The 12,977-nt window shown below is 51.2% G+C and carries 14 protein-coding genes and 1 pseudogene; 1 reads left to right on the plus strand and 14 read right to left on the minus strand.

The features are described 5' to 3' along the window. Nucleotides 1-137 precede the first annotated feature (137 nt). Complete coding sequence (locus tag U9M73_RS06635) at nt 138-398, minus strand: LysM peptidoglycan-binding domain-containing protein (protein WP_232282361.1); 261 nt, start codon at nt 396-398, stop codon at nt 138-140. A 315-nt stretch (nt 399-713) separates the two neighbouring features. On the opposite strand from U9M73_RS06635, the gene lexA reads away from it, so the two are divergent. Then, nucleotides 714-1,340: a transcriptional repressor LexA gene (gene lexA / locus U9M73_RS06640; RefSeq protein WP_009226602.1), complete on the plus strand. Its 627-nt coding sequence runs from the start codon at nt 714-716 to the stop codon at nt 1,338-1,340. A gap of 119 nt (nt 1,341-1,459) precedes the next feature. On the opposite strand, the gene U9M73_RS06645 is transcribed toward lexA, so the two are convergent. From U9M73_RS06645 to U9M73_RS06705, 13 genes and pseudogenes are all read right to left on the minus strand, one after another. Then, nucleotides 1,460-1,615 (minus strand): hypothetical protein, encoded by a 156-nt coding sequence (locus U9M73_RS06645; RefSeq protein WP_009226601.1) that lies wholly within the window; start codon nt 1,613-1,615, stop codon nt 1,460-1,462. 165 nt (nt 1,616-1,780) lie between these two features. After that, the gene (glnA, locus tag U9M73_RS06650; RefSeq protein ID WP_009226600.1) at nt 1,781-3,118 is read right to left on the minus strand and encodes a type I glutamate--ammonia ligase; all 1,338 of its coding nucleotides are present in this window, start codon (nt 3,116-3,118) and stop codon (nt 1,781-1,783) included. Between the two features lie 23 nt (nt 3,119-3,141). After that, complete coding sequence (locus tag U9M73_RS06655) at nt 3,142-3,552, minus strand: MerR family transcriptional regulator (RefSeq protein WP_009226599.1); 411 nt, start codon at nt 3,550-3,552, stop codon at nt 3,142-3,144. An 82-nt stretch (nt 3,553-3,634) separates the two neighbouring features. Continuing rightward, nucleotides 3,635-4,888 (minus strand): methionine gamma-lyase family protein, encoded by a 1,254-nt coding sequence (locus U9M73_RS06660; RefSeq protein WP_009226598.1) that lies wholly within the window; start codon nt 4,886-4,888, stop codon nt 3,635-3,637. Between the two features lie 64 nt (nt 4,889-4,952). Further along, nucleotides 4,953-5,346 (minus strand): annotated as a pseudogene (locus tag U9M73_RS06665) (HflX-like GTP-binding protein); the annotation flags it as partial. A gap of 40 nt (nt 5,347-5,386) precedes the next feature. Next, entirely contained in the window at nt 5,387-6,370 is a 984-nt protein-coding gene (locus tag U9M73_RS06670; RefSeq protein ID WP_009226596.1) for an AAA family ATPase, read from the minus strand. 108 nt (nt 6,371-6,478) lie between these two features. Continuing rightward, on the minus strand, nt 6,479-6,799 hold the full coding sequence (locus tag U9M73_RS06675; protein ID WP_323076597.1) for a YdcF family protein: 321 nt from the start codon (nt 6,797-6,799) through the stop codon (nt 6,479-6,481). Then, nucleotides 6,694-7,164, minus strand: coding sequence for a hypothetical protein (locus tag U9M73_RS06680; protein WP_323079180.1), 471 nt, complete (start codon nt 7,162-7,164; stop codon nt 6,694-6,696). The genes U9M73_RS06675 and U9M73_RS06680 overlap by 106 nt, the downstream gene beginning before the upstream one ends. Before the next feature lie 3 nt (nt 7,165-7,167). Next, a complete protein-coding gene (locus U9M73_RS06685; RefSeq protein WP_260071894.1) occupies nt 7,168-7,728 on the minus strand; it encodes a ribonuclease FAU-1 family protein in 561 nt (186 codons plus the stop codon). 264 nt (nt 7,729-7,992) lie between these two features. Continuing rightward, nucleotides 7,993-10,602: a transglycosylase domain-containing protein gene (locus tag U9M73_RS06690; RefSeq protein WP_323076598.1), complete on the minus strand. Its 2,610-nt coding sequence runs from the start codon at nt 10,600-10,602 to the stop codon at nt 7,993-7,995. A 359-nt stretch (nt 10,603-10,961) separates the two neighbouring features. Next, a complete protein-coding gene (gene hfq, locus U9M73_RS06695; RefSeq protein WP_260071896.1) occupies nt 10,962-11,201 on the minus strand; it encodes an RNA chaperone Hfq in 240 nt (79 codons plus the stop codon). Between the two features lie 24 nt (nt 11,202-11,225). Then, entirely contained in the window at nt 11,226-12,200 is a 975-nt protein-coding gene (gene miaA, locus U9M73_RS06700) for a tRNA (adenosine(37)-N6)-dimethylallyltransferase MiaA (protein ID WP_323076599.1), read from the minus strand. Further along, entirely contained in the window at nt 12,184-12,969 is a 786-nt protein-coding gene (locus tag U9M73_RS06705; protein WP_260071897.1) for a class I SAM-dependent methyltransferase, read from the minus strand. Before U9M73_RS06705 ends, miaA begins: the two co-directional genes overlap by 17 nt. Nucleotides 12,970-12,977: the final 8 nt, after the last annotated feature.

Raw genomic sequence — 12,977 nt, forward strand, 5'->3', positions numbered from 1 at the left:
CTCACAGGGCATTAATTCTTACTTTGACATGAGAAAAAGAGCTTGTCAAGGCGCGGCAACCCCTGCCGGAATACCTTGGAACAAGCTCTGTTCGAATGAATCGGTAAACCTCTGATCATGATCTTTGTAAGCATCAATTATCTGCTCGGCAACATCAACGTATCCCCGGCTTGAATCTCGCTGCTGCTCAGCCCGTTCGTCCGGATCAGCTTCTGAACATAGACCCTTGTGTCCAGGCCCTGCGGCTTATGTGCCACGGCAATTTCCCATAACGTATCCCCTGGCATAACCACGACATATTCCGGCCGATTTGCTCCCTCAGAGCTATCCGAAGAAGCAGCAAAGGCTTGTACCATTCCAGTACATGTGATGCTGAAGATGATTAAAAGCAGGGCCATTTTGGACAATCTACTCTTAAGGAAGACGTTCATATGTAAACTTCTCTTCACAGGGCGACGAAAAGAAGGTTGTTCATAGATGCTTTGATAAGAACTATATCTCAACATTTCACCATCACTCCAAACAAGTGTTCTGTGTTAATGTAATCAATATAACACGAACACTTGTTTGATTCAATAGTTTTTTCGAACAGTTGTTCCTGTTTTTTTCGGAAATAGTTCTCGTCTCCCAAACTATTTAGAACTAATGTTTGTACGAACGGCAGTTCTATGTTATAATTTTTCCAAACGTTACTAAATGGGGTTGATCCGTAAATGTCTAAGGTATCGAGCCGGCAACAGGCCATTCTTGAGTTTATTCGCAACGAAGTACGCGCTAAGGGATATCCTCCTTCGGTCCGAGAGATCGGTGAAGCCGTCGGATTGGCTTCCAGTTCCACCGTTCACGGCCATTTGGACCGTCTGGAGAAGAAAGGCTTCATCCGCCGCGACCCGACGAAACCGCGCGCCATTGAATTGCTGGGTCAAGAGGAATCGGAGAATTACAATTTGTTTGCGCACAGCGTGACCCGCGTTCCTATTGTTGGGAAGGTCACCGCAGGCGTGCCGATCACAGCGACAGAGAATATTGAAGATTATTTTCCGCTGCCAGAGCACTATGCAGCTGATGGTGACATCTTTATGCTTTCCGTGGTTGGCGACAGCATGATCGAAGCTGGAATACATAACGGGGATTATGTGATTGTCCGCCAACAGCAGACGGCGAACAACGGTGATATCGTTGTGGCCATGACGGAGGATGACGAGGCAACGGTCAAGACGTTCTATAAAGAAAGTGACCATATTCGCCTGCAGCCGGAGAATTCGACGATGGAACCGCTTCGTTTGAAACATGTAACCATCTTGGGCAAGGTCATCGGCTTGTTCCGCGACCTGCACTAATCCGAACTCTTCCTTAATAGAAGGCGAAACGAAGATACGAAATCCGAGCAGGACGAAGCGATGGGGTGACATCGGCTTCGTCCTCGTTTACTTTTAGAGAACTTGATGACTTCCCCCTCCTATTCCCATTCGAGATTCAGGAAGCTCACGGGATGGTAGCCGTTTTTGTCTCGGCGACCGCGTGTGCCCCAGCCTAGCCCCGAACGCTCCGTGATCCACCATTGCTTTAACCGATAGCGCCGACGTTGGTATCTTTTTAATTCGGTTACTGTCATCTACATTAACCTCCTTATTTATACCTATAAGTTGTCCCAATTCAGGATAAATCATGGCATGGTTTCGAAATCCAAAAACTGTTATTCATTCATCATCCGTTTCAATAAAAAAAAGCCAGCACCCCGCTTGAATTGCCGGGTGCTGGCTTGGCTTGTTAACACCGATTAATACAACGTTATATATTGATCGCGTTCCCATTGATGAACTTGGGTCCGGAAGATATCCCATTCGATCTCTTTCAGTTCATAGAAGTGAGTCAGCGCATGATCTCCGAGCGCTTCGCTGATAATTTCGCTGCGGAGCAATTCGCCGAGCGCTTCTTTCAAGTCGGCTGGCAGACTTGGGATGCCTTCTTCCACCCGCTCTTCTTCAGACATCACATAGATGTTGCGGTCAACCGGATCAACCAGCGGCAGCTCTTTCTTAATTCCATCCAGTCCGGCTTTCAACATAACGGCCAGAGCCAAGTATGGGTTAGCAGCCGGGTCCGGGTTACGCACTTCGATCCGGGTGCTGAGACCGCGGGAAGCCGGAATCCGAATCATCGGACTGCGGTTACTCGAGGACCAAGCCACATAACAAGGGGCTTCATACCCAGGCACGAGACGTTTATAAGAGTTCACGGTCGGGTTCGTGATCGCGGCGAATGCGCGGGCATGCTTCAGAATGCCGGCCATATAATGACGTGCTTCTTTGCTCAAGCCCAACTCATCGTTTTCGTCATAAAATGCATTGACATTGCCTTTGAACAGCGATTGGTGACAGTGCATCCCGGAGCCATTCACGCCATACAGCGGCTTCGGCATAAACGTTGCATGCAGTCCATGCTGGCGGGCAATCGTCTTAACGACCAGCTTAAAGGTTTGGATTTGGTCTGCAGCTTTGATCGCATCAGCATATTTGAAGTCGATTTCATGCTGACCTGGTGCCACTTCGTGGTGAGAAGCTTCGATTTCAAAGCCCATTTCCTCCAGGGTCAATACGATTTCGCGGCGGCAGTTCTCGCCCAAATCCGTAGGAGCCAAGTCGAAGTATCCGCCTTGGTCATTCAACTCGGTTGTAGGGTTGCCTTTATCATCGGTTTTGAACAGGAAGAATTCCGGTTCCGGACCAACGTTCATTGCGGTGTAACCCATTTCCTCAGCTTCCTTGAGCGCACGTTTCAGAATCGCGCGTGGGTCGCCGGCAAACGGAGTTCCGTCAGGCATATATACATCGCAAATCAAACGTGCAACGCGATCCTCGGTCACCCAAGGGAAGATTACCCAAGTGTCCAGATCCGGGTAAAGATACATATCCGATTCCTCGATACGGACATACCCTTCAATGGAAGAACCGTCAAACATCATTTTGTTATCCAGCGCTTTTTCCAATTGGCTGACCGGGATTTCCACATTCTTGATCGTTCCCAGCAAATCCGTGAACTGCAAACGGATAAAACGTACGTTTTCTTCCTTAGCGATACGTAAAATATCCTCTTTGGTGTATTGCGTGTTACTCACCCTAACCTCTCCCAACGTTTAGATTATTTTTTGAAAAACCGAGACAACTCGCCTTGGAGCAAAGAAACTTGTCCCGGTTTGCTCCCTGACACCAGCTGTTGCTTCAACATCCGGTAGATTTGGGAATCCGTCATTTCCTTTCTCTTCTCCTCCGTGTCCTTCGTGATGACTGTCGCATCCTGGGACTCCCGAGACATCGGATTCATGACCTGCTTGATCCCCGCGATATTGACACCTTTATCGATGAGACTCTTGATTTCCAGTAACCGCTCGACGTCATTCAAGGAAAACATCCGCTGATTTCCCGAGGTACGTGCGGGTACAATCAATTCATGCTGCTCGTAATATCTTATTTGTCTTGCCGTTAAATCCGTAAGTTTCATGACGATACCAATAGGAAACAAGGCCATATTTCTGCGAATTTCCTCGCTCATCGCTATCAACCTTCCAGTTAGAATATCATGACCTTATCATATGTTAGTTATCCTAACATGTCAATAGATATGTTAGGATAACTTACAACAAGTTGCGGTCTTTCATCGTCTGAAGTGCGGTGAGTAGGCCAAATTTAACATGAGAATACGTCAAACCGCCTTGCATATACGCAATATATGGCGCACGAATCGGAGCATCGGCAGACAATTCCAGGCTCCCGCCCTGAATAAACGTCCCGGCTGCCATAATCACCGGGTGATCATAGCCTGGCATATCCCAAGGCTCGGGCACGACATGGCCGTCCACTGCGGCTGCCCGCTGAATCCCCTGGACAAACGCAATTAATTGTTCCGGGGCGTCAAAGGCAATCGCCTGGATCAGATCGGTACGCCGATCCTGCCAAGCCGGCCGGCTTCGGAATCCTGCCCGCTCAAACAATGCCGCAGCCAGGATGGAGCCTTTAATGGCTTGTCCTACGATGGTTGGAGCCAAAAATAAGCCTTGATAAATGCCTCGCGTCGTTCCCAGCATCGCCCCTACCTCACCGCCAATGCCCGGTGCAGTCAATCGGTTGGATGCGAGTTTGACCAGGTCCTGCTTTCCGCAAATATATCCTCCAGTTTCCGCCAAGCCGCCACCCGGATTTTTAATCAGCGAGCCAGCAATCAAATCGGCTCCAACCTCCGTTGGTTCTTGTTCCTCGGTAAATTCACCATAGCAGTTATCCACGAAGACAATCAGATCCGGCTTGATCTCTTTCACTCGGTGAACCATCTCACCGATCTGTTCAACGGAAAAAGAATCCCTCCAGTCGTAGCCGCGCGAGCGCTGAATCCCAATGACTTTGGTCTTATCGGTGATCTTGGTCTTCACGGTGTCCCAGTCGACTGTGCCGTCAGCCAGCAATGCAGCTTCGTGATACCGGATGCCAAAATCCTGCAGCGAGCCGCTGCCGTCACCCGGCGTTCCGATCACTTTATGTAGTGTATCATATGGACGCCCCGTAATATAGAGCAGTTCGTCCCCGGGACGCAAGACCCCGAACAACGCTGTGGCAATCGTATGCGTGCCGGAAGCGAAATGCGGCCGTACCAGTGCGGCCTCCGCACCAAATACGTCCGCATACACTAAATCCAACACTTCACGGCCCCGATCATTATAAGCATAACCGGTGGAAGCGGCAAAATGAAAATCGCTGACTTGATGACGTTGAAATGCTTCAATAACCTTCCACTGGTTGTGATCGACGATCCGGTCGACCTCCCGGAACCGGCTTTCCACCTGACGTTCAGCGGCTTCCAGCCAATGTACGATTTCTTCCGAAAATACTGCCATTGTTACGTTATCTCTCCCTTAATCTATTCCATCGTTTGTCGTGATATCCGCAGGGGCTTCTTGTCAGGGCGATTTGCACTACCCCGTTGACCTTCCGACACGCACGATGCAGTTGCCGGTGCCTCGTGACCCCCTCCAGCTGACGTTTCAACTCGCCGATCCGCCGGCGGATATGGCGGCGATCCGTTTCCAGCTGGCTTTCCCCCGGCCCCCGTGTGCCGATCCCGAAGCTCCAGCACTTTCCCTTTCCCGATCAACCAGCGGGGATCGGGCTTCTCACGATATTGGACTACCGTAACTGCAACCTCTACCCCGCCCGTTTCGGCCAGCTGCACCAGTTCGGCCAGGGAGTAGTCAGAATTTATTCCACTTTGCTTCGTCTCCGACGTAACCAAGCTGACTAATACGGCCACATCCGTTTGGTGGGTCGTCGTTTCATGCAAATGCACCTTCGACATGATCACTGCTCCTTCGAGGGGATCCAATGCGATAATTCCATTACGTTTTCTTCACATCCAGCTTCAGGTCTTCGGTTCGAATGGTCATCAGCTCCAGCTTGCCCGGGGAACCGCCGCCATATTGATTCAGCAGCCGAACCGCCTGCTGCCGAACAGACCGTTCAATCACGTTGCGGACATATCGGGCATTGCTGAACACCTGATCGCTTTCGCATTTTTCACGCAATAAATGCTGCTTTAGTTTGAGTATCGCCTGCGGCATCAAGATATAATCCCGCTCTTTCGCCATCCCCTCGGCAATTTGAATCAGCTGGTCGATCGTATAATCCGGAAAATCCATCTGAATCGGGAACCGGGACGGCAGCCCCGGGTTGGTGGACAGGAAGAAGTCCATTTCATCCGAGTATCCGGCAAGAATCAGGATAAATTGGTTTTTGTGATCCTCCATCGCTTTGACCAACGTATCGATTGCTTCTTTGCCAAAGTCCTTCTCTCCGCCGCGCGCCAAACTGTACGCCTCATCGATGAACAAAATGCCGCCAAGCGCTTTTTTGACCAAGTCGCGCGTTTTCTGCGCCGTATGGCCGATATATTCGCCAACCAGATCAGCACGCTCAACTTCAATGAGATGCCCTTTACTGAGCACACCCATCCGTTGAAACATTTTAGCGACGATTCGTGCCACCGTGGTTTTTCCAGTACCCGGATTGCCTTTAAACACCATATGGTACACTTGGGCGCTGGATAGCAACCCCGCTTCCGAACGCATCGAGGCGATTTGCAAAAGCGCATATATCTCGTACATTAACTCTTTAATATGATCCAAGCCGACCAGGTGATCCAGTTCCTTTTGGATTTCGGCAAAAATCCCTTGCTGCGGCAAACCTTTGGCCGACACCTGAGGTTCACTCTCGGCAATGGCCTGCGAGACGACAGGCGGCTCGGTATTGCGGAGAATCACATTGATCTGACGCGACGGTCTCTCATCGGAAGAGCCGTTTCTGGCCATGACACGCCCAGACATAGGTAATCACCTCTTTATAAGGGTAGGGCTGAGAGGAAGTATATATCCCAATCTACGGAACACACATCTAAATGTATTCTCTCTCCCTGTCCGTTATTAGAAGTTTTGTCATGAGATCAGGCCGATGGCTAATCCTAATTGATCGAGCTTCCATTTCGTATACGCCAAAATCTCCCGGAACGTATTGGGAAGCGGCTTCAGCACCTTAGAGGAAGTTAACGACAAGCGGGGTTGCTCGTAATTTAACGCTTGAGCGATTTCATAAGCACGGTTTCCGTGAAACGTGTGGGTCACGATCAATACAGAGGTAAACCCCCGCTCCTTTAAGATCTCTTGGCTAAATTTAAGATTCTCATAGGTACTAGTTGCCTTGTTCTCAAGCAGCATCTTCTCCCGCGGAACTCCATGCTGTTCCAAGTAGTTCGCCATACCTTCCGCTTGGTATATTGGGAGGTTGCCGTATCCAACCCTCCGGTCAGAAGAAACCATTGAAATTTGCCCGCCTTGTAATCCTTCAGGCTTTGATCCAAACGCTCCCGAAGCCCCGGGCTCGGCTCGTCCCCCCAGAGGGCTGCTCCCAGAACGATGCCCACCTCAGCCGGATCGGATAAATCGGAGCTCGCCGCCGGATTCCGCTCAATGCTGCCGATCTGGACTAATACATACAACATCCATCCGATCCCAAGCAAAATCACCACAAGCCCCCAGCGATAGATCCGTTTCCTCACGCGCCCTTTACGCTGGTTTGGCCGCATCGGCATCCGTATGATTTCGTTTGGTTTGGCATTACGCATGGTTTATCCCCCCGATTGATTCGGTTCCGAAGTCATAAATCCGCTCTGGTAATGATCTAGAGACAGGCGGAAATAGGGGAAACGCCGTTCCTTAATGTCATGAAGTAATCGCTGGGCCGTTTCCGTTGCCAGATCATAGTCTTTTACCGATATAAGGCCTTTCGATAAAGCTTCGTCCAGTTCGTCTTCATCCAAGAGGAACACTTCACGATTTTTGAGTACGACGATATCCAGATACAAATCATCAAACCAGGGCACGCCCTGATCCGTAACGCCTTGCGTCTTACAAATATCGATGTACCACTCCACGATCTCGCCTTGATCATCAAACATCGCCGTCACTACGAAATGGGCACCTTTGGGATAATACTGCAGCCAGGTATAACCCTTGTCAGCGATCCGAAAAGTATGTCCCCCGTAGGTTTTCCATAACGGATCACGCAAGGCGAAAATACTGTACAGCGTGACATATCCCGTAAACTCATCGCTCTCCACATACTTGGATTTGAATTGACGATGGGTCACACGGCGCCAATTCGCGCGGTCTCCGAATTTTCGCTTCATAAATAAGATCCCTTTCAACACAATGTAATAACAGCTTACCATATTTGAAAGAGAGTCACAAAAACCATTTTCCCATAAGAAAAACGTCTGTCGACGTACATTCAATGTAGACAGACCGCGTTTAGCGGAAGTTTTTCTTGCGATATCAGGATGCCAATGCCCCGAAGTTTATACTTTCTGATATCTTAAAAAACAACCCCCAGTCACGCCTACGCGAGGACTGAGGGTTGATTCGCTTGAACAAAGACAGCAGATGAACAGCCGTTATCCTCCGGTTCCTACGGTTCCGTCCGTAGTTCCTGCTGGAATATCCGTGTTGCCGGTTCCGTCCCCGCCATCGGCCGGCGGAACGATCACACCTCCGTCATCATCATCCATGGGGAGATCATCCGTTGGGTTCCCGGTGTTGCCTCCCCCGTTGCCTTGTCCGTTACCGTTGTTCCCATTCGAACCGTCATTACCGTTTCCATTCCCATTGCCATTTCCTCCATTGTTCTGGCCATTCCCATTCCCTTGGCCATTTCCTGGCGGGAAGCCTTGATCTCCGCCTCCGCCGTCGGGCAGATTAGGATCAAGAGGAGTACCTGGATCCGGTCCAACAGGCGTTTCGTCGGTTGGCGGCTCCACGCTGTCGATCAGCACTTGAGCATTGTTCGAAGGTTCGCTCTCCACCGCATTTACCGGATCATACGCCGTGACGTAATACACATAGCCGGTACCCGGCGTGACGCTGATATCTTCAGCCTCGGTCGTCACGGAATCCATAATATGAGTGAAGCTGGATTCGGATGCTTCCCGGCGGTAAATACGATATACCGCATCCGCGGTTTCAACGCCGGTCCAGCTGAGGGATACCGCTCCCGTATCCGGATTATAGGAGGCATTTAAACCTGTTGGCGCTGCGATTTCTGGCTCCTCCGGCTCTTCCGGCTGCAGGTTCTTCGGAACCGGGAACGGCTTCACAGGCTCGCCCTTCAGCGCTTCCTTCATGACGGCGGCAAACAAGGCCGCGGTCTGGCCGCTGCTTCCGTTCAGCAAATGATCTTTGTCCGGCTTATCGTACCCCATCCAGACAGCCCCGGTCCACTCCGGTGTATAACCGACAAACCAGACATCACGGTTTTTGCTGCTCTTCAGCCCCGGGATCCCGTGTTGCGTTGTCCCTGTCTTACCGGCAACCGGGCGATCCAATTTAGCTCGTTTCCCGGTACCGTCGTTAACGACGTTTTGCAACATCGTGGTCATGTAATAAGCCGTTTGTTCACTGATGACCCGTTTTGGCTTAGGCGCATTGTATTTATATTTCTCCACGCCGTTGTGGTCAACAATCGATTTGATCGAGTATGGCTGATTGTACAGACCGCCATTGGCGAATACGCTGTAGGCACCGGCCATTTCGAGCGTGTTCGTACCGTAGGTTAAACCGCCCAGTGCGATGGCCAAGTTGCGGTCATTTTTGTCCATTTTAATCCCCATCGCCTCGGCATATTTGACCCCGGTGCTTACGCCAATTTCGTTCAGCAACCAGACGGCTGGGATATTCTCGGACTTCGTCAAAGCATCAGTCATGTTGATCGTCTTGGAATATCCATGCAGGTTCGTTGGGCAATAGTCGCCAAAGCACTGCTTCTCATTGCTGATCTGCGAGTTTGGCGTAAATTTGCCGGATTCCAGAGCCGGCGCATACGATACGATCGGCTTAAACGCCGAGCCCGGTTGACGGCGGCTGTCCAGCCGGCTGAACCCTTTACGCTGGTAATCCCGGCCGCCCAGCAATGCGACGAGACTGCCATTTTGGTGGTTCATGATAACCATAGAAGCTTGGACTTGTTGGTCATCCTTGCTCTTCTCAAAATAATCGTCATTGGCGAAGGCTTTCTCCAACGCTTTCTGCGCTTTCGCATCCATCGTCGTGTAGATCTTGTAGCCGCCGCGGTTCAATTCGTCTTCGGTTAACCCAAATTTCTCCTCGGCTTCTTCCACGACATAGTCTTTAAAGGCGAGATAGCTTTGATTGGTGGCCGGCGGCTCGTAGTTGTAATCCACCGCCTTAGCTTCGTCCCGTTGCTCTGCCGTAATATATCCTTCCTGATACATCAGCTCGAGTACCACTGCGCGACGTTCCTTGGACAGTTCAGGGTTTTTGAGCGGATTGTATCGGGACGGTCCCTTCGGCATCGCCGCTAACGTAGCCATTTCCCACAAGTCGAGTTTATTCAAATCGCTTTTGCCGAAATAACGAATCGATGCTGCCTTGATTCCATATACCGTACCACCGAAATTGATCCGGTTCAAATATAAGGTCAGGATTTCATCCTTCGTTCTGTGGCGTTCCAAGGCCAAGGCAATCGACATTTCCGTCGCCTTCCGGAAGAACGTTTTGTCCGCGCTCAAGAAAATGTTCTTGGCCAGCTGCTGGGTGATCGTACTGCCGCCTTCAACCAGGGAGCGGGCCACGATATCTTTCACAGCCGCCCGGCCGATCGACCATAAATCCACACCCTTATGATCGAAGAAACGACGGTCTTCCGTTGCCACGAACGCTTGCTTCAGCAGCTCCGGAATCTGGTCTGATTCCACGGGTTCGCTTTTGTCGATGGACAATTCGCCCATCAGTACCCCGTTGCGGTCATAGACCTTCGTCGTTTCGTAAACCATCAGCTTGTCCTCATTTTGCATCAGGATCTTCTCGCCGCTGACCGTAATGTACATATAGCCTGCAATTGCGCAGAAAACCGCAAAAGCAATCGTAAAAAATGAAGTCCATAACACGCGTTTGGCCGTCAGCTTTCTCTTTTTATGAGCTTTCGGCGCTTTGTTCTTTTTGTCCGGCTTGCCGCTTCTTTGCAGCCTGGATGGGCGTTGGCTAGACATGGTTTGTTCTGACTCCCTTCCTGCCATTTCGCTTAAGTCGATGTTCAAAAATCGGCCACATGCGGTTGTTCTCTCTATCATGTGCGTGAATGGAAGTTACCAACCACGCCCAGAGTTCAGCGGCGTAAGGCGCAGGGCCTTCCGCTTTGAACCTATCATATCACCGCACAAGCGTTCGTTCGATGATGGAATCGATGACAGCAGAGTGATTTTTGAACATCACCTGACCGAACGACTTCGGCAGGTCCTAAGCTCCTGGCTTAAAAGTGCCTGGAAAGAAAAGAACAACCTTGGTTCAGGTTGCTCCATCTTCATCCTATACTCTTAACGTATTGAAGTTCAAAAAGTTTCAGCCTGATTTAATCCTCGTTTTGCGATTCCTGCATGAGCGATACATTCCGCAGCGGCTGGAACGTCGAGATCGCGTGCTTGTACACCATTTGCTGGCGGCCATCGCTGTCAATGACGATCGTGAAGTTGTCAAACGCTTTAATCGTCCCTCTGATCTGGAAGCCGTTCGTCAAAAATACGGTGACCGGGATGCTCTCTTTCCGTAATTGGTTCAAAAATGTATCCTGGATGTTAATGGTCTTATTCATAGCCGTACCCCCAATAGGAATCAATTAGTGTTTAGAATTATATTCAAGATCAGCGGGAAACTTTCCTGCTATTATAGCATGGGCCGCCGCCAAAATCCCGGAAAAATTTTCGCCGTCGCCGACGTCAATCCAGTTGATATCCTTCATGTGGCGGAACCAGGAAAGCTGTCTCTTGGCAAATCGGCGTGTATCCCGTTTCAGCTTCTCCACCGCAGCTTCCAACGGAACGCCGTCCACCAGATGTTCGACGATTTCCTTATACCCCAGACCTTGCATCGAAACGGCATCGCGGCTGTATCCTTTCCGCAGGAGTCCGCGAACTTCATCCACAAGGCCAAGCCGCAGCATCTCGTCAATTCGCCGCTCAATACGTTTATAAAGCATTTGACGGTCCATTGTCAAACCGATGAGGCAAAGCTCATAAGGGGATTGCTTCTGCTGTTTCTCAAGCTGGGACGATAACGTCTCTCCTGTTATACGAAAAATCTCCAACGCCCGTATCACCCGACGCACATCGTTGGGATGCAGACGTTCGGCCGATTTGGGATCGACCTCCGCCAATTTGGCATGCAACGCTTGGACGCCATAGGTTTCAGCGAACGCTTGCTGCCGGGCGCGGAATTCTTCGTCCGCCCCCGCTTCCGTAAACTGAAACTCATAACAGACCGATTCGATGTACAACCCCGTCCCGCCAACGATAAAAGGCAGATGCCCGCGCTCGGTAATCTCCGGGATCAGCTTACGGCACCACTCCTGAAATAAAGCGACGGAAAACGGTTCGTCAGGATCCAGCACATCGATGAGATGATGCGGAATGCCGCCCATTTCTTCCTTGGTGATTTTTGCGGTGCCGATGTCCATCCCCCGGTAGACCTGCATGGAATCGCCGGAAATGATTTCGCAAGACAGGTCCCGCGCCAGCTCGATGCTGAGCTTCGTTTTGCCGACCGCTGTTGGGCCGAGCAGCACAAGCAGTTTCGGTTTATCGTTTCGGGTCAAGCGAAATCACTCCATAAGCAATTTTAGTATGGGAGCGGTTGATCGCCTGAAACCCAAGTCGATCAAATTCACTGCTCCCGCGCTTCTCTTTCAGGACAACCGCTTTCCGAGCAACCCGGCAAGCCTCCTTCACCGCCTCCGGATCGAGTTGGTTCGGATTGGCAAACGCCCGCAGCGGTGAAATGGACGACGATTCCGTGATGGGATCGCGGAACATCGGGTCGAAGTAAACGATATCTGCGCTCTTGTCGGGCATCGCCCGGAGCGCGTCCAAGTGGTTCGTATGTACTGGTTCGATCCGCCGCAGCGCTTCGTCAAAAGCCGGCAGACCGGACTCGTAGTGCTTCAGCCCTTCGTACAGCAAGGCCCAAAGCGGCAAGGAATCCTCCAAGGCCAATACCTTCCCCTCAGCCCCTGCGGCAATCGAAAAGATCATCGCATCGGCCCCGAGTCCTGCCGTACCATCGATGATGACGTCGCCGGGAACCACTCCGGCAGCGTCCAGCATCGCGTCGCTTTCCCCTTTAAACAGCCGTTTCGCCCGGACAAACGCCATGCTGGGGTGAAACGTCATCGTTTCCCGGCCGGTCCGATGCAGACGGGCTCCTTGCTCCAGGACCACCAGAATGTCGCTGTCGCCATGACGTTCGGCCAACCGGGCGAGCGATGTCCGGCCGCGCGGGACATACGGAACGCGGGCCAACTGGGCTAGTTCCCGCGCCCTGAGCACGACGGCGGGCGATTCATGGTCTCCCGTGGTAATTAACATGATGAATT

The organism is Paenibacillus phoenicis (assembly GCF_034718895.1).
Classification (GTDB): Bacteria; Bacillota; Bacilli; order Paenibacillales; family Paenibacillaceae; genus Fontibacillus; species Fontibacillus phoenicis.

Bases quoted from the DNA above. Each gene is read 5' to 3' on its own strand.
- U9M73_RS06635 (WP_232282361.1), bottom strand. From the start codon at position 398: ATGGCCCTGCTTTTAATCATCTTCAGCATCACATGTACTGGAATGGTA.
- U9M73_RS06660 (WP_009226598.1), bottom strand. From the start codon at position 4,888: ATGGCAGTATTTTCGGAAGAAATCGTACATTGGCTGGAAGCCGCTGAA.
- lexA (WP_009226602.1), top strand. From the start codon at position 714: ATGTCTAAGGTATCGAGCCGGCAACAGGCCATTCTTGAGTTTATTCGC.
- U9M73_RS06670 (WP_009226596.1), bottom strand. From the start codon at position 6,370: ATGTCTGGGCGTGTCATGGCCAGAAACGGCTCTTCCGATGAGAGACCG.
- U9M73_RS06675 (WP_323076597.1), bottom strand. From the start codon at position 6,799: ATGGCGAACTACTTGGAACAGCATGGAGTTCCGCGGGAGAAGATGCTG.
- U9M73_RS06645 (WP_009226601.1), bottom strand. From the start codon at position 1,615: ATGACAGTAACCGAATTAAAAAGATACCAACGTCGGCGCTATCGGTTA.
- hfq (WP_260071896.1), bottom strand. From the start codon at position 11,201: ATGAATAAGACCATTAACATCCAGGATACATTTTTGAACCAATTACGG.
- U9M73_RS06685 (WP_260071894.1), bottom strand. From the start codon at position 7,728: ATGAAGCGAAAATTCGGAGACCGCGCGAATTGGCGCCGTGTGACCCAT.
- U9M73_RS06705 (WP_260071897.1), bottom strand. From the start codon at position 12,969: ATGTTAATTACCACGGGAGACCATGAATCGCCCGCCGTCGTGCTCAGG.
- U9M73_RS06680 (WP_323079180.1), bottom strand. From the start codon at position 7,164: ATGCGTAATGCCAAACCAAACGAAATCATACGGATGCCGATGCGGCCA.
- U9M73_RS06655 (WP_009226599.1), bottom strand. From the start codon at position 3,552: ATGAGCGAGGAAATTCGCAGAAATATGGCCTTGTTTCCTATTGGTATC.
- U9M73_RS06690 (WP_323076598.1), bottom strand. From the start codon at position 10,602: ATGTCTAGCCAACGCCCATCCAGGCTGCAAAGAAGCGGCAAGCCGGAC.